Source organism: Spirosoma litoris (assembly GCF_054776755.1).
Map to the genome: position 1 here is coordinate 430,055 of NZ_BAAHBI010000035.1, position 18,177 is coordinate 448,231.

Sequence of the window (18,177 nt, forward strand, 5' to 3'; positions counted from 1 at the left end):
TCAAAAAATTAATTTTCTCTTGGAAAAGAGATTGACTACACCAACCTTTGTCGATCAATTAACAGTACTAATTCGTTTTTTCGCTCTTCAATGCACTTGCTTAACTATTCTACCAGGCCAGCCTATGGAATTCTGGCAGGTTACTACGAATCAAAAATCCGCCACTTACTCGCCTAACCATGTCCAGAAAATGGACAATCACCAATCAATTCATTCATTATTATGACAAATCATTTACGAAACGTCTCCAATGTGAGTCTGTTATCGCTGTTGTTGCTTGTTGGGTTTCATCCCGGCTGGTCGCAGTCGGTTGTTCTGGCCAGCAATGTTCAGCAAAAGCGCCCCGAAACCAGTAAAGCGGCCAGTCGCCAGCTTAAGGATGTACTCAATGACCTGAAAAATCAGTACGGGGTAAACATTATGTTCGAATTGCGAACGGTAGATGGCCTGTCGGTATCGCCCGAAGCCCTGAATACCAAAACAACGCTCGATAAAAACCTGGAGATCCTGTTACGTCCGCTGGGTTTGCGCTACAAAAAAGTAAATGACAGCTCGTACCTGATTCTGGGCGATAAAAAGGCGAAGAAAGTAGCCTTTTTAGACGACCAACACCTGGAGTCTACCCTCAATCAGGAGCAGAATGCTCAACTGGAGTCGACCACGAAACTGCCGTCGGGTTCAGGACTGGAGCTGGCTAAAACAGAGGCCAAAGTAGCCGTTGACCAGCCGGTTACGGGTACGGTGAAAAGTGAATCTGGTGAAACCCTGCCCGGAGTCAATGTCGTTATCAAGAATACGACAAAAGGAACGACTACCGATGCTAATGGCAAGTTTACGCTCGACGTACCCGCCACGGCTATTCTGGTTTTTTCGGGTATTGGGTTTGTTACGAAAGAAGTACCCGTAAACGGTCGTAGCCGTCTTGACGTGTCGCTGGTGACCGACAATAAACAGCTCGATGAGGTGGTGGTTGTGGGTTACGGCACACAAAAGCGTGAAAGCCTGACCAATTCAGTGTCACAAATCGGGGGCGAAGAAATTGCCCGACGGCCAGTCTCCAACATCCAGCAGTCGTTGCAGGGGCAGTTGCCTGGCGTTACGGTACTCGATCAGGGTGGATCGCCCGGTCGTTCCAACACCGCCATTCGAGTTCGCGGCATTACCACCTTCAATATCAATGGCATTGGTAACACGGCAGGTACCAACAATGGATCAGGCGGTTATGACATGAGCAAAAACGATGCCCTCGTGATTGTTGATGGAATTGAGCAGCGCCTGTCGGATATTAACCCGGATGATATTGAGACCGTTAGCGTGTTGAAAGATGCGGCTTCTACAGCTATTTATGGCTCAAGGGCGACAAACGGGGTTGTGCTCGTGACAACCAAACGGGCGAAAGGCAGCAAAGTACAGGTTGAATATAATGGCTATTACGCCATCCAGAATTCGATTAACAAGCCCCATATGATGGGCATTGAAGACTACATGCGGATGCAGGTTGCTGCTTATACCAACGCTGGTTCGGCTTTGCCCGCTCGTTTCACGGAACAGTCTATCCAGGCGTATGTTACGGCCACCGACCGCGAAAAATACCCCTTGCCCAATACCTGGTTTCAGACTGTACTACACGCAGCTCCGCAGCAAAATCATACGATAGCGGTGTCGGGAGGTAATGAATCGATACGAACCCGATTAAGTATGCGGTACCAGGATCAGGCGGGTATTATCACCCATTATAGCAGCAAAATCGGTGAAATTCGCCTGAATACCGATTACACGATTTCATCGAAATTGCGTCTCAGTGGCGATATTAACTACCGTTACAACTACTCGCAGGCGCCAACCGTCGATCCCATCAATTTTCTGCTGCATGGTTCGCTCTGGGCCGTGCCCAAATATGCCGATGGCACGTATGGCTTGAGTACACAGGGCAACAATCCGTTGATGTACGCCGAAATCGGGGGCGATTCAAAACGGTCGACGGATTATCTGGCGGGTTATGTCAAAGGCGAATGGGAGATTACCGATGGGCTGACATTCTCAACGCAGATTGCGGGCCGGGGCTTTTTTACGCAGGAAAAGAATTTCGCCAATTCGTATGTCAATACGGACAAGAACACCAACATCACGAAGACAGTAGCAAACAACACCCTGACCGAAGTGCGTAATACGTTGCGGGAGTACACATTGATCAACTTGCTGACCTACGAACGGCGATTTGGCGACCACAACTTTAAGGCGCTCCTGGGGTATTCTCAAATCGGGAATACGCAAACATTCCTGAGCGCCTACCGCGAACGGTTTTATAACAACGATATCCAGTCGATTGGTCAGGGGGCAAACGATGGTACGAAGAGCAACTCTGGTAGCGATGCTATCTATGGGTTGCGGTCTTATTTCGGTCGGGTGAATTATGATTACAACGGGAAATACCTGGTTGAAGTAAACGGACGCTACGATGGTTCGTCTAAGTTCACGGGCGCCAAGCAGTATAGTTTCTTCCCGTCTTTCTCGGGAGGCTGGCGCATTTCGAAGGAAAATTTCTGGCAGAGTCTTCAGCAAACGGTGAGTGAACTGAAAGTGCGCGGTTCCTGGGGTATAACGGGTAACCAGTCTGTAAATCTGTACAGTTACTATGCCGCACTCGCGGCCAGCGGGTACGACTTCAATGGAGCTGCTGTGCAAGGGTATCGGCAGACAACATTGGCCAATACCGATTTGGGCTGGGAGTCGACCACCCAGTTGGATTTAGGGTTAGACGCGTCGTTTCTGCGCGGACGTCTGAATTTAACCGTTGACTATTACCGAAAGTTGACCAACGATATTCTGCTGAACCTCGACATCCCGGCCACCATTGGTTTGGTAGCTCCTCCCCAAAATGCTGGCTCGGTCGAAAACAAAGGCTGGGAATTTAGCCTGAATTATCGTGGGGCTAAAAGTGCATCGGGATTTCAGTATAATCTGGGAGGCAACCTGAGCATCAATAGCAATAAAGTCGTAGACCTGAAAGGTACAGGGCCTTACATCTTAGGGTCGGATATTGACCCACGCTACATCATTGCGGTTGGCCTGCCGATCAACACGTTGTGGGGTTACAAAACAGATGGATTGTTCCAGACGCAGGAGCAGATCACCAATTACAAGGCTACGTATGCAGCCAACACGAAGCCGGGCGATGTGAAATACATTGATGCAAACGGCGATGGCAAGATCGACGCGAATGACATGACGAACATCGGGAATACGTTCCCCAAATTCACGTTCGGTCTTAACTCGAATTTCTCGTACCGGAATTTTGAACTGAACCTGCTGTTTCAGGGAGCTGCCAAAGTAGCTACGCGTTTGGCGGGTGCACTGGCCGAAATGGGTAATCAGGAAGGGTTTACGCCGTCGATTTACACCAATAATTACTGGACGCCCGACCATCCCGACGCTCGCTTTCCCCGGCCCCTGAAGTTTGATTTACGGAATGTAGCCACCTCCGACCGACTGATTATCGACGGCTCGTATGTTCGATTGAAAAACATTCAGTTGGCTTATTCACTGCCATCGGCTGTTGCCTCTAAAGTGCGTCTGAATCGCATTCGAGCCTATGTGTCGGCTACGAATGTGCTTACTTTCTCGAAGTTGAATGAGTGGAATCTGGACCCGGAAGCGGGATCGGGTCGGGCGGTTTATTACCCGCAAACGTCGCTGTATACGCTCGGACTTAACCTGCAATTCTAACGCCATCCAACTACTCTCAGAAAACTCATGAAACGAATAAATTATAGTTTACTCGCGTTTGGTATCGCACTTATTGGCGTAACACTAACCGCCTGCGACCGGGAATTGTTAGATACCGTTCCGAACGATCGCTTATCGGAAAGTCTGTTCTGGAAAACCGAAAACGACGCCCGACTGGCGGCCAATTCGCTCTACACGGATCTCGACAGTACGAACCTCATTAGCTGGGATGCGATGACCGATATTGCGCATACTAATCAGCCATTCGATGTGCAGGCTTACGTTGAACTGGGCCAGTACGATGCTACGAGTGCCAAGGTTTTTGGCGAATGGGCAAAAGCATACAAGGGCATTCGGGCCTGCAATTATTTGCTGGAAAACATCGATAAAGTAACGTCGACCAACACAACGCTGATCAATCAATTCAAAGGCGAAGCGCGGGCGTTACGGGCTTATCAGTATGTAAAATTGGCCAGTTTGTTTGGCGATGTACCGCTGGTGACGAAGTCGATTTCGCTGGACGAAAGTCGTGCGCTGGCTCGCACGCCCATTTCTCAGATATGGGATTTTGTTGACAAAGAACTTTCGGATGCTGCTGGCTTATTACCTACCACCTATGCCGCTGCCGATAAAGGCCGATTTACGAAAGGAGCCGCTCTGGGGTTACGGGCGCGGGCTAATTTGCTGGCTGGCCGCTATCAGCAGGCTGCCGATGCTGCCGATCAGGTGATGAAATTAGGCGTCTATGGGCTGAACGACACGTATGAAAAGCTATTCACTGTAGCCGCCGAAAACAACAAGGAAGTCCTGCTGGATCGGCAGTTCATTAAAGATACCTATCCCATTAATGTCTTTAACCTGTTAGCGCCTTATAGTCAGAAAAGTGCCCAGAGTACCTATGTGCCGACTAAGGCACTGGTAGATATGTATGAAACAACGGCTGGAAAGCTCATTACCGATGCAACCAGCGGCTACGATCCTGCCAATCCGTACGCGAACCGCGATCCCCGTCTTAAGTTTTCCGTTTTCCTGACAGGTGATGTTTTGCCCAGCGGGATCACCTTCCGGCCAGAGCCAACCAGCGGAACCGCCGACGCGGTTGGGAATACGTACATTGCTTCTACGACGGGCTTTAACGTCAAGAAATATGTCAACGCGGAGGATTACGCCAACCCGGCCAATAATGGTATCAACATTATTCTGTTGCGTTACGCCGAAATTTTGCTGACCTATGCTGAAGCCAAAATCGAGTTGAATCAAATTGATGCGAGCGTGCTCTCGGCCATCAACACAGTTCGAAATGGCCGTACTGATGTAAAGCAGCCATCGGTCAGCAGTACCGCAACGCAGACTGAATTACGGACGATTGTTCGTCGGGAGCGAACCGTTGAATTGGCTTTTGAAGGACAGCACTTATTCGATATTCGTCGGTGGAAAACTGCTGCAACGGTAATACCAGGGCCTATTTATGGTATTACCTACAAAGATGCCAGCGGAGCCCTGGCCACGGTTCAGGTGGTGGGTATTAACCGTGTTTTTGATGCGTCCCGACATTATCTCTGGCCTATTCCACAGAAAGAACGCAATCTGACGCCAACGCTTTCGCAGAATCCAGGTTGGTGAGACTTTAGAAAATAGAACGCGGATTTTTATGATTCTCAGGATTATCAATGCAAACTCATAATAAATCGTAAGCATCATAAAAATCCGTGTTCTATTGGCAATAACGAACTTCATGAAACGAACCTCAGTCTTACTCAACGCATCTGTTCTCCTGCTAGTTGTTTGGTTATTAATGGCTTATAAGCCCCAGCAAGCAGCCCCTGTTCGGCCAAATATTATCTACATCTATGCCGATGATATGGGCTATGCTGAGTTGGGTTGCTATGGCCAGCAAAAAATCAGAACGCCAAACCTGGACCAGCTGGCTCGTGAGGGCATTCGGTTTACACAACACTATACCAGTATGCCCGTTTGCGCCCCCGCTCGCTGTATGCTGATGACAGGCAAACATGGCGGCCATTCGTACATACGGGGCAATTACGAAATGGGCGGCTTTGCCGATTCGTTGGAGGGTGGACAAATGCCATTGTATCCGGGCGCGTTTACGGTAGGCCGAATGCTCCAGCAGTCGGGCTACAAAACGGCCTGTATCGGTAAGTGGGGGATGGGGATGGCCAATACCACGGGCAATCCGAACGAGCAGGGGTTCGATTATTTCTACGGCTACTTGGATCAGAAACAGGCGCATAATTTCTACCCTACGCACCTGTGGGAAAACGGCAAACCCGATCGCCTGAATAATCCGGTCATCGATGTGCATCGAAAACTAACGCCCGAAACGGCGACCCCAGAGGCTTTCGCGTATTATCGCGGCAATGATTACGCTATTGACAAAATGGCCCAGAAAGCGCAGACCTTTGTGCGCGAGAATAAAAACCGTCCATTTTTTCTGTATTTGCCCTTCACGGTACCACATGTTTCGTTACAGGCACCAGAAACCGCCGTTAAGGAGTATATGGGTAAATTCGATGACAATCGCCCCTATTTAGGTCAACAGGGATATGCTTCAACGCCTTATCCACGAGCCACTTATGCAGGTATGATTACCTACATGGATAAGCAGATTGGGCAGTTGATGCAATTGCTGAAAGACTTGAAAATTGACGAAAACACGATTGTCATGTTCTCCAGTGATAATGGGGCTACGTTCAATGGGGGTGTAGAGGCTGCTTATTTCAATAGTGTTGCTAACCTGAGAGGCTTGAAAATGGATGTATACGAAGGTGGTATCCGGGAGCCGATGCTGGCTCGCTGGCCTGGAAAGATAAAGGCTGGTCAGGTTACGAGCCATGTTTCCGTGCAATATGATCTGCTGGCTACCCTCGCCGAATTAATCGGTTATAAGCAACCCATCACGACCGACGGCCTTTCGTTTTTGCCAACTCTACTGGGGAAAACAACTGCCCAAAAACAACATGCCTTCCTGTACTGGGAATATCCTGAAAAGGGTGGTCAACTGGCGATTCGGATGGGCAATTGGAAAGCCGTAAAAACCAACGTACGTAAGAACCGGACAGGTTCGTGGGAACTGTATGATTTGGGTAACGATATCAGCGAAAGTACCAATCTGGCAGCCCAACATCCTGAGTTGCTCCGACAGTTCGACGCTATTGTTGCTCGTGAACATAGCCCTACGCACATCAACGAATGGGAAATTGTAAACCCTAAAACGGTTGCTTTGACTAAGTAGTTAGGCACTGGCGCGGGTTTGAACCCGTGCCGTTTTATGTCGTCAGCATTCGCTGACATACTGATTGATGCGCCAGCGAATGCTGGATAGATTAAAAGGCACGAGTAAACACTCGCGCCAGATCATTTAACAAAAAAACTCTATGACTTTCATTCCAAAACGTTCATCCCGTCTCGTATTGAGTGTTTTCTCGCTGATTGGCCTTGGCTTATTGATTAGTGCCTGGGTTGAAAAACCGGCCCCAACACCTCCCAATGTCGTTCTGTTTTTCATGGACGACATGGGCTATGGCGATTTATCGGTTACGGGAGCTTTAGACTACACAACCCCCAATCTGGATCGAATGGCTGCTGAGGGGTCTCGCTTCTCGAATTTTCTGGCCGCGCAGGCCGTGTGCAGTGCCTCACGGGCGGCCCTACTGACGGGTTGCTACCCCAATCGATTAGGTATTTCGGGCGCGCTAGGACCTAATTCGCTCATTGGGCTGAATCCGAATGAAGAAACGCTGGCCGACTTACTGAAAGAGCGAGGTTATGCAACCGGGATTTTCGGAAAATGGCACTTGGGCGATAGAAAACAGTTTTTGCCGCTGCAACAAGGCTTTGATGAGTATTATGGTGTGCCTTATTCGCATGATATGTGGCCGCTGCACCCTGCTCAGGCGCAGGCCAAATACCCGCCCCTGCACTGGATCGAGGGCAACGAACCGAAGCAGGAAATCAAAGATCTGGACGATGCGGGACTGATTACCTCGACCGTTACAGATCATGCGCTGGCCTTTATTCGGAAACATAAAAGCAAGCCGTTCTTTCTGTACATACCGCACCCACTGCCACACGTCCCGTTGGCGACTTCGGCCAAGTTTAAAGGGAAAAGTGCACGGGGAATTTTCGGTGATGTTATGACGGAGCTGGATGGTGCCGTTGGGCAAGTGCTGGCTGAGTTAAAACAACAGGGACTGGACAAAAATACGCTGGTTATTTTCATTAGCGACAACGGTCCCTGGCTGAATTATGGCGATCATGCCGGTTCGGCAGGCGGTTTCCGGGAAGGGAAAGGAACATCGTTTGAAGGAGGCCACCGCGTGCCTTGTCTGGTTCGCTGGCCGGGTGTTGTGCCTGCTGGTCGAGTGAGTAATAAGCTCCTGACCACAATGGATATTCTGCCAACAGTGGCTAAACTTTGCGGAGCCCGATTGCCCAAACAGCGTATCGATGGCGTTGATTGGGTTGCCTTATTGAAGGGTGACAACACAGTAACTCCCCGCGATCATTTTTACTATTATTATCGCAAGAATAGTCTGGAGGCAGTTCGGCAGGGCGATTGGAAACTGGTATTTGCTCACCCCGGTCGTACGTACGAAGGTTTCCTGCCAGGCCAGAATGGCAAGCCCGGCCCAAGCACCGAAACGCATGAATTTCCAACGGGTTTATTCGACCTTCGTCGCGACCCAAGTGAGCGTTACGACGTTCGGGAACAACATCCCGAGATCGTTGCCAAACTGGAAAAACTAGCTGAAGAAGCTCGTGCCGACCTGGGCGACGATATTCAGAAACGAACCGGTGCCAACGTTCGTGAGCCAGGACGTGTGAGTCAGTAAGCTTTTTTGTCATTTTGGTATCCTCGGTCTGTGTCCTCACCATGAGCTTAACCTGACGGCTATGGTGAGGACACAGACCGAGGATGCGGTATATTGCGGAAATAAATGCTTCAGTAAAGAGCTAGCAACCGTGTAGCGCTATGCAAGTCAATCCATCGCCCCAACTTGCTCATCTGGTCAAGCACTACCTGATTCTGGAGAATACATCGTCGGCCGAACATACGTACCGTTTCTTCCCTGATGGCAACCCAGGGCTGGTCTTTTCGTATGCAGATCCATTCACCGAGGGGCGTGATTTTGCTGCGGCATCCAACCAATACCATAACTTTTTCTATGGGCAGGCCAATCAGTACCACGATCTGAAGGCTGGTAAAACCATTAGTTTGCTCGTTGTTGTCCTGCAACCCTGGGGATTACACGCCCTTTCGGGACTACCTGGTATTGAAACCCGAAATATGCGGCTGAGTCTGGATAATTTGTTAGCGCCAGTAGCGGTCGATGTGCAGCAAGCCAAACAGCGAGACTGTTCAGGACCACTGGAACGGATCAGGCAAATCGAAGAGTTTTTGAGCAAGCTTAGCCCGCCAGCGTTGACGCCTGAAACCCGCTTTGTTCAACAGGCAGTCCAGCAGATTTACCAAACCAATGGAATGCTGTCGATTCAACAGATACTCCAGGGATTGGGAACAACAGAACGGAGTCTGGAACGTCGTTTTGAGCAGGTAATCGGACTGCGCCCCAAGCAGTTTTCGCGCATTATTCGCTTGCAGAACAGCCTTAAAATTCATCGCCAAAAGCCCACGCTGAACTTAACCGAACTAACGTATTGCGCTGGCTATTACGACCAGGCTCATTTTATCCGGGAATTTAATCAACTCGTTGGCCTGACGCCCAAACAGTACGAAGCAAATCCCAATCGGCTAGCCGTGAATCTGATGCCAATCTATACTTGATGTAGTTCTACATCAAATTGTCGGTTTTTTACAATTTACGGCCTGCCCAAACCTCTACTTTTGCCCGACAAACTTTACAGTCGGTATGGAAACGCTTCGTATTGCAACCGCCCAGTTCGAAAATGCTAGTGGCGATAAAGCCTATAATCTGGCACAAATTCGCCGTTTAGCCGCTCAGGCTGCCCAGCAGGGAACCCAGGTGATCGCTTTTCATGAATGCTCGGTTACGGGCTATACGTTTGCCCGTCATTTATCCCGAGAGCAACTCACATCGGTGGCCGAAGTAATTCCAGATGGACCTAGTGTTCAGGCACTGATCCAGATCGCTCGTGAGTATGATATTGTGGTGCTGGCCGGGTTATTTGAAAAAGATGAACAGAATCAACTTTTTAAGGCCTATGTATGTGTCGATAAAAATGGACTGATTGCCAAGTATCGTAAGCTTCATCCCTTTATTAATCCACATCTGTTGCCCGGTGATCAATATGTAGTCTTTGATTTATTTGGGTGGAAATGCGGTATTCTGATTTGTTACGATAATAATGTCATTGAGAATGTAAGAGCCACTACGCTACTCGGGGCCGACATTATTTTCATGCCCCATGTGACAATGCTGACGCCTTCGACGCGACCAGGTGCTGGCTTTGTCGATCCAGCGCTTTGGCATAATCGGCTGAACGATCCTACGTCCTTACGATTAGAGTTTGATGGCATGAAAGGCCGTTCCTGGTTAATGAAATGGTTGCCTGCCCGCGCTTACGATAACGGGATATATGTAGTATTTTCTAATCCAATCGGCATGGATGATGATCAGCTTAAAAACGGCTGTTCGATGATTATTGACCCATTTGGGGATATTCTGGCCGAATGCCGGAATCTGAATGATGATGTCGTTATAGCAACCTGTACACCCGAAAAACTACAGCAGGCCGGAGGGTATCGCTACCGAAATGCTCGCCGACCGCAGTTGTATAAAGATATTCTGGGGCAGGAGCATACGTCCCAGCAGAAAGTAGTCTGGTTAGATCAGTAGACTCTTTACCAGACTACGGCTGACTATTTCCGCTCGCTCAAACAAACCGTAGCACGGCTTTGAACGAGCGGAAATGGTCGTTTAAATAAATTTGTATAATACTGAGTATTATTTGAATTATCTCCCCTATTAATCAGCGTGCCCACAAACATCCGTACTTGTGAGGCCACTTAGTTCAATCGCTGGTAAATCGTAGGAGACAATGCTGAAGCCCGACATAAACCATCAGCCACAAAGCATCTGGGAGAAAACCGATGAGACCTTGCTCTGGCAACAATTCAGAGAAGGGCAACAAGATGCTTTTCAGGAGCTGGTCCAGCATTTTTATCGGGACTTACACTTTTATGGCGGGCGTTTCACACGTGATTCGGATCTGTTAAAAGATTGCCTGCAAGACCTATTTCTGGACCTATGGACGTATCGGCACAAGATTGTCCAGACGCCCTATATCCGGCCTTATCTCTACAAATCGTTACGCCGGAAAATCCACCGGGAAGTACTGCGCCATTCGGCAACAATGAGCGAGGAAAGTATGGTGTTCGATGATGTTAGTTCGGAAGAAATTACCGCCGAACAAGCCTTGATTCGTACCGAATTGTCTGATTATCAAACAGCACGCTTGAATGCCTTATTAGCGCAACTGTCTGATCGCCAGCGAGAAGCCATCCACCTTAAATTCTACGCCGAACTATCGAACGATGAAATTGCCGACGTACTGGCGGTCAATAAGCAATCGGTGGCGAATCTGTTGCATCGGGGATTAACCCGGCTACGGGAAAGCTGGCCGTCGCTGCTATCGTTGGTTGGAAGCTGGCTGTTGAACGAAACGTTTACGAAATAATCCTTTTGCGCTGAGTATGACTTTCCTCCAACGCACCTATTAACGACCGAACTGATATTGCTCGTACGTGCTATGAAAACGTATCAACACTACACCGTCGAAGACTTTCTTACCGATAACTGGTTTCTGGCCTGGGTAAAACACAATCAACCCGAAGCGCGCCAGTTCTGGGAAGAATGGCAGCAACAAAATCCACAACAGCGAGATACATTGCTGTTAGCTAAGGATATGGCCGAAGCGCTTAAAAACCGTCCGCATGCCCTAACTGTAGAACAGGAGCTTCTGGAGGTAGACCGGATTGTTAAACTAACCCGCCATATAGCCTCGCCGTCGCGCTGGGTTGTTCTTAAGTCTTCGTTGTATCAGTATCGCTGGTTGGCTGCGGCTTTAGTGGCCTTGTTTGTGGGGGCAGGCTGGTGGTTCGTGGCAAGTCAGAGGTCAGGATCATCTGTTGCCCAAATAAACCAACCATTTAGTCCAGACAACTCTTCGAATGAACGCTGGGTAAACCAGATGAATGGGACATCACAACCGGTTCGACTGTCGTTGCCGGATGGGAGCCAGATGACGCTGATGCCGCATAGCCAGGCATCGTATCCCAAAGCATTCGACGCCGATAAACGGGAGATTTACCTGAAAGGTGATGCGCTGTTTTCGGTTATTCATGAAGGAAAGCGACCTTTTTTTGTCTATAGTGGCACATTAGTTACGCGCGTGCTGGGTACTCAATTTCGGGTTCAGGCTCGTCCGGGCGATGTCCGCATGATGGTGTCGGTGATCTCCGGTAAAGTATCGGTCATGGATCAGAAGGATTGGATCTCGTTCCGAAAATCGCCCAGTGTATCTAAAGCGGGCGTCGTATTAACGGCCAACCAGCAGGTAGTTTACAATGCCAGTGAGAACAGCTATCAGAAAGAACTCGTACCAAAACCTCTCCTAATACCGTCATTAGAAAATTCGGAAAACTTCAGTTTTGAAGACACACCCGCCCCAACTGTTTTCGAGCGATTAAAAAAAGCCTATGGGGTAGAAATCATCTACGATGCGTCGGCCTTGCAGCATTGCACGCTGACGGCATCGCTGGCAGGTGTTTCCTTATTCGATCAACTCCAGTTGCTATGTGCGTCTATTGGTGCTTCCTATGAGGTGATCGATACACGAATTATCATCAGCAGCAAGGGCTGCTCTTAACGAAGTACACATAAAAAGCCCGCTATGCTGCGAACATAGCGGGTACAATTGACCGATCAGGCGGCAGTTTCGGGCCATCGCCGATCGGTGTAGCTACTCCTTTGCCCGGAATAACTAAACCTACCACAAGTTATGTACAAGTTTACTAAACACGAAACGATTCGGATACTTATGCGAATCTCGCTACTCCAATTGTTGCTTACGGTTGTGCTGGTCAATGGGGCGTTGGCCGCTGAGGGGCAGGAACTCCTCGACCAGCGGGTAAGCGTGCGACTGGATAATCATACCATTCGGCAGGCGTTGCTGACGCTGGAAAAAACGGCGCATGTCAAATTTGTGTACAGCCGTCAGATTGTACAGATTGACCGGAAAGTATCGTTATCGGCCAATGAAGAAAAATTAGCCGATGTGCTTGAACGACTGCTGAAACCCTTACAACTTCGGTATGTGGTTACGGGTAGCCAGATCGCCATTGTGCGAGGCCCAGCTTCCGATGATGTTGGCGATGTTGGAACACCTGCTGCAACCGTACCCGTTGTGGCAGAGCAACCAATTTCTGGTATAGTCAAAGGCGAGACGGGTGAAGTATTGCCGGGCGTTACGGTAGTGATTAAAGGAACTACCCGTGGTACAACAACCGATGCACAGGGCGTATACCGAATTGGGGTTCCGGATGCGAACACCATTTTAACGTTCAGTTTCGTCGGTTATAACGCGAAGGATATTGTTGTAGGCAACCGGACCGAAATCAATGTTCAACTGGAAGCGAGTACTAACCAACTTACCGAGGTCGTGGTAACGGGCTATACCACTCAGCAGAAAAAAGACATTATCGGGGCCGTATCCGTCGTGAAAGCCAGCGACCTGAATGCTACCCCATCCGCTAACTTGGTCGCTCAGTTACAGGGCCGGGCAGCGGGCGTTACGGTTAGTAGCACGGGTGATCCTGGTAGCTCGGCATCCATTCGGATTCGGGGGTTTGCGTCCTATGGCAACAACAATCCACTCTATGTTATCGACGGTGTTCCAACCACCGATGCGTCGCGCATTAATCCGCAGGATGTCGAGTCGATTCAGGTGCTGAAAGATGCCTCTTCGGCTTCTATCTATGGAGCCAGAGCCGCCAATGGCGTCATCATTATAACCACCAAAGGGGGTAAAATGGGCAAAACGACGCTCACCTACGATACCTACTATGGCATTCAGTCAACGCCCCTGAACCGGATTCCCAAGCTATTAAACACGAGCGAATTACTGACGTATCTGGATAAAACGACAGCGAGCACGTTTGTGGATCCAATTTTTGGCCAGCATGGTTCGTTTGCCATTCCCGATCGCTACATCGTCAGCAATAGTTTCAAAGGGGGCGTTTCGGCGAGCGATCCCCGCGCGAATCCTGATTTATACACCATCGCCGACTACACCAATCCGTACCAGATTTTTCAGACCAGTCCGGGCACTAACTGGTTCGACGCGATGTCGCAGAAGGGCGTTATCCAAAGCCACCAACTGACCGCGAGCGGAGGCAACGACAAATCGACCTTTTCGCTGGGGCTGAATTATTTTAACCAGCAGGGCACCTTCAAATACACGGGTTATGATCGGTACTCGATGCGGCTTAATTCAAGTTTTAAAGCCACTGATTTTCTGACGATAGGCGAAAACCTTCAGGTCTCGTATGATAATCGGCGGGGCGATGCCACCGTCATTGGCGAAACCAGCGCCTGGGCGTATGCGCTTCGGAGTGCCTCATTTATACCCGTTTATGACATAAAAGGGGGGTATGGCGGCTCGCTGGTGGGCGGTACTGCCGGGGTTGGTTATAATCCGGTATCGTACCTGGAACGCCGGAAAGCCTGGGTCAATCAAAATCTGCGGGCGTTCGGAAATGTTTTCGCGCAGGTAAACATCAGCAAAGACCTGGCGCTCCGAACATCCATCGGGATTGATGCCCGCAACGGAATACTTCAGCGCGCTTTTTTAAAAGAATACGAAGCCAGCCAGTCCCGACGAGTAACTCAGTTGACCGAAGCCTCCAACAATTACCTGAGCTGGACGTGGAGCAATACGCTGACGTACCAGAAAAAGATTGGGCAGATTCATGATGTAAAGGTTTTGCTAGGCACCGAAGCCATTAAAAATACCGGGCGAGGTTTGTTTGGGGCCAAGAGCAATTACGACTTCGAATCCAACAGTTTCCTCTCGCTCAATACGGGCTTGCCGCAGTCGTTGGGCGATGTGAGTGCAAATGATGCCGATATTAACCGGAATGCACTGCTATTCAGCAACTCGCTGTTTTCGTATTTCGGTCGGCTCGATTACATCCTGAAAGACAAGTATTTGTTCAACGCTACGTTTCGCCGGGATGGGTCATCGCTCTTCGGCCCCGATGTGCGGTACGCCAATTTCCCGTCGCTGGGCGTCGGCTGGCGCATTTCCGACGAAACGTTCATGAAATCGCTTAGCTGGCTCAATGAGTTAAAACTACGCGCGGGCTGGGGGCAAATGGGCAGTATTTCCAATGTGCCCGCCTTCAATCAGTATTCAACCTACAGCGCTGCGCCGGGGAGCAATTACTACGACATCAACGGGGTTAATATTGGCTCAACGCAGGGCTATGGAGCTAGTTCTCAGGGGAATCTGCGAACCAAATGGGAAACCACCGAAACGACCAATATTGGTCTAGACGCCAGCATTCTGCAAGGAAAATGGAGTGTAGCCGTTGATGTGTACACCAAAAATACCCGTGATTTGCTGGTTCCCAGCCTACGAAATGGACTTGAACTGCTGGTAACCAAACCATTGGTAAATCTGGGGACGATGCGGAACACGGGTATCGACCTGCAAATCACAAATCAGGGACATATTACCTCTGATTTGAAGTACGATGCCACCCTGACCTTTACCCACTACAAAAACCAGCTGACCAAACTAAACAACGAGAATACGGCGCAACTGGTAGCGGCCAGCCGGATAACCAATGCCCTGATTACGACACAGGGACAGGCCGTTTCGTCCTTCTATGGGTATCAGATCGATGGCTTTTACAACAGTCAGGCCGAGGTCGATGCGGGGCCTAAAATTAACGGGGCCGCTGGTGTAGTGGGGTCCTGGAAATATAAGGACATCAACGGCGATGGCAATATCACCACCGCCGACCGAACCGTACTGGGGTCGCCCCATCCCAAATTTCAGATGGGGTTGAACCTCGGCTTTAGCTGGAAGGGCTTTGACCTGAGCAGTTTTGTGTTCTGGAATCAGGGGAACCAGCTCTATAATTACACCAAGTACTTTACCTACATGGGCGTGTTAGGTGGTTCGGTTGCTGCTGGAAAACTCTACGACGCCTGGACCCCCGCAACGGCTGCTACCGCCAAAACACCCCAATTGGGTGTAGGTGCCACCAACGGCTATACAGCTTTTGTGACGGGTAATTCGAGTTCGTTTTACGTGGAGAATGGGTCCTACCTGCGGGGTAAAACCATTCAACTGGGCTACAGCTTTCCCAAAACATGGCTGAAAACGATTAAAATGAGCAACCTGCGGGTTTATGCGCAGGCTCAGAATTTCTTCACCATCACGAAATACACCGGCGCCGACCCCGATTTAGGCTTAGTATCGGGCGCATCGGTTGAGCAAACGGCCAGCAGCGATCAGAATCTGGGCGTCGACTATTCGGGCTACCCCAATCCACGCCAGTTCCTACTGGGCTTAAATGTATCCTTCTAACCCCGCTATTCTGCCATGAAACCGATTCTAAAACATACTGCATTTACCTTGCTGCTTTCGGTGGTTACGCTGTCTGCCTGCAAGCAACAATTTCTTGACCTGGCACCCCAGGGTGTTTATAATGAAAAGGATTTGCTCAGCAAAAAGGGGATCGACGGATTTTTGATCGATGCCTATGCTACGCTGGATGGGAATTTATCGGCTAACTTCCTGGGCCTCAGCGGAACCTACAACTGGATATGGGGGAGCATTACGGGGGGCGATGCGTATAAGGGAGGTACTAACTTCACCGACCAAAGCGAAATTAATCAGGTGATGCAGTATGCCACACCCTCCACAAACTCGCAGTTGCTCGCCCGCTGGAATGGTATTTTCGATGGTATTGGCCGGGCCAATATCGTATTGCAGGAACTGGCCAAAACAACTGATCCGGCCTTAACCGATGCCCTGAAAAAACAGGTAGCCGCCGAAGCTCGTTTTCTGCGGGCCTTCCACCATTTTGAGGGAAAGAAAATCTTTGGCAACATTCCGTTTGTCGATGAAAAAGCCACCGACTACAAAATTCCCAATACGGACGCGAGTGGCAATTACCTCAACATCTGGCCCCAACTGGAAACCGACTTCAAATTCGCTTACGACAATCTGGACGAAGTGAAAACGGGTAAAGGCCGGGTCAATAAGTGGACTGCCGGGGCGTATCTGGCAAAGGCGTATCTGTATCAGAATAAATTCGCTGAAGCCAAGGCACTGTTTGATGTTATTATCGGACAAGGCAAAACCAGTCAGGGAATTAAGTTGGACTTGACCACAAGCTTTGGCGAGAATTTCCGTATCGCGACCCAGAACAGTAAAGAAGCGATGCTGGAAGTGCAAAGTGCCATTGGGGATGGCGCCAGCGATAATACGAACGGGTTTCGGGAAGCGATTCTGTGCTACCCCAACGGCATTGCCGGGGGCACAAACTCCTGGTTTTATCGACCCTCCCAAAATCTGGTCAATGCGTTTCGCACCGACGAAAACGGCCTGCCCCTGCTCGATACCTATAACGACGTAGATGTTACCTCGAATGAGACAGTGCCAGATGCCAGCCCATTCACCCCCTACGCGGGTAACCTGGACCCTCGTTTAGACCACACCGTAGGTCGCCGGGGTATACCTTATCTGGATTGGGGCCTGATGAGCGGTTTAGCTTTCACGGCTCCTCCGGGCGAGTCGATCACCAATGGCGGTCCATTTACGGGGAAGAAACACGTTTTTTCATCGACCGAGTATAGTTCGGGGCAGGTGGTTCGGGCTAGTTTCGGTATTGCCAGTGCGCTGAATTATGACCTGATGCGTTTTGCCGATGTACTGCTGATGGCGGCTGAATGCGAAGTCGAAGTCGGTAGTCTGGATAAAGCCCGTGAATACGTCAATCGGGTTCGTGCAAGAGCTGCGGCTTCAAGTATCAAAACAATAGACGGAACTGCCAATGCCGCCAACTATGTGGTTAATCCCTATACAACCGCCTGGGCGAGTCAGGCCGTTGCCCGTCAGGACGTCCGTTTTGAGCGGAGAATCGAATTAGCGATGGAAGGTCACCGCTTCTTCGATCTGGTCCGCTGGGGCATTGCCGATCAGGTTATCAACTCCGAGTACTTACCCAAAGAAAGCATCCGTCGTTCGCTGGCGCTGGGCGGTGGGGTTAAGTTTACGAAAAACAAGAGCGAATACCAGCCCATTCCAGACTATGCCATCACGCAGAGTTTCGTCAATGGACAACCAACCTTGAAACAGAATCCGGGCTATTGAACTTTAATCGTGAGATTTTTTGTGGTGTCGGTTTTGAGAAACCGACACCACAAAAAACGT

Annotated in this window: 10 protein-coding genes; all 10 read left to right on the forward strand. The window is 49.7% G+C overall.

Features of this window, described 5'->3' with window-relative positions:
• Positions 1-222: 222 nt before the first annotated feature.
• On the forward strand, positions 223-3,726 hold the full coding sequence (locus ACYVGR_RS21135) for a SusC/RagA family TonB-linked outer membrane protein (protein ID WP_460960344.1): 3,504 nt from the start codon (positions 223-225) through the stop codon (positions 3,724-3,726).
• Positions 3,727-3,753: 27 nt separating this feature from the next.
• The gene (locus tag ACYVGR_RS21140; protein ID WP_460960346.1) at positions 3,754-5,349 is read left to right on the forward strand and encodes a RagB/SusD family nutrient uptake outer membrane protein; all 1,596 of its coding nucleotides are present in this window, start codon (positions 3,754-3,756) and stop codon (positions 5,347-5,349) included.
• A 112-nt stretch (positions 5,350-5,461) separates the two neighbouring features.
• On the forward strand, positions 5,462-6,979 hold the full coding sequence (locus ACYVGR_RS21145; RefSeq protein WP_460960348.1) for an arylsulfatase: 1,518 nt from the start codon (positions 5,462-5,464) through the stop codon (positions 6,977-6,979).
• Positions 6,980-7,121: 142 nt separating this feature from the next.
• Entirely contained in the window at positions 7,122-8,579 is a 1,458-nt protein-coding gene (locus ACYVGR_RS21150; RefSeq protein WP_460960350.1) for a sulfatase family protein, read from the forward strand.
• Between the two features lie 140 nt (positions 8,580-8,719).
• Positions 8,720-9,532: a DUF6597 domain-containing transcriptional factor gene (locus ACYVGR_RS21155; protein ID WP_460960353.1), complete on the forward strand. Its 813-nt coding sequence runs from the start codon at positions 8,720-8,722 to the stop codon at positions 9,530-9,532.
• A gap of 85 nt (positions 9,533-9,617) precedes the next feature.
• Positions 9,618-10,565, forward strand: a complete 948-nt coding sequence (locus tag ACYVGR_RS21160) for a nitrilase family protein (protein WP_460960355.1) — start codon at positions 9,618-9,620, stop codon at positions 10,563-10,565.
• Between the two features lie 202 nt (positions 10,566-10,767).
• Positions 10,768-11,406 carry an RNA polymerase sigma factor gene (locus ACYVGR_RS21165; protein ID WP_460960357.1) on the forward strand — a complete coding sequence of 213 codons (639 nt, stop codon included), beginning with the start codon at positions 10,768-10,770 and terminating at the stop codon, positions 11,404-11,406.
• 72 nt (positions 11,407-11,478) lie between these two features.
• Positions 11,479-12,597, forward strand: coding sequence for a FecR family protein (locus ACYVGR_RS21170; RefSeq protein ID WP_460960359.1), 1,119 nt, complete (start codon positions 11,479-11,481; stop codon positions 12,595-12,597).
• Positions 12,598-12,729: 132 nt separating this feature from the next.
• A complete protein-coding gene (locus ACYVGR_RS21175) occupies positions 12,730-16,326 on the forward strand; it encodes a TonB-dependent receptor (RefSeq protein WP_460960361.1) in 3,597 nt (1,198 codons plus the stop codon).
• 15 nt (positions 16,327-16,341) lie between these two features.
• Complete coding sequence (locus ACYVGR_RS21180) at positions 16,342-18,117, forward strand: RagB/SusD family nutrient uptake outer membrane protein (protein ID WP_460960363.1); 1,776 nt, start codon at positions 16,342-16,344, stop codon at positions 18,115-18,117.
• Positions 18,118-18,177 lie beyond the last annotated feature (60 nt).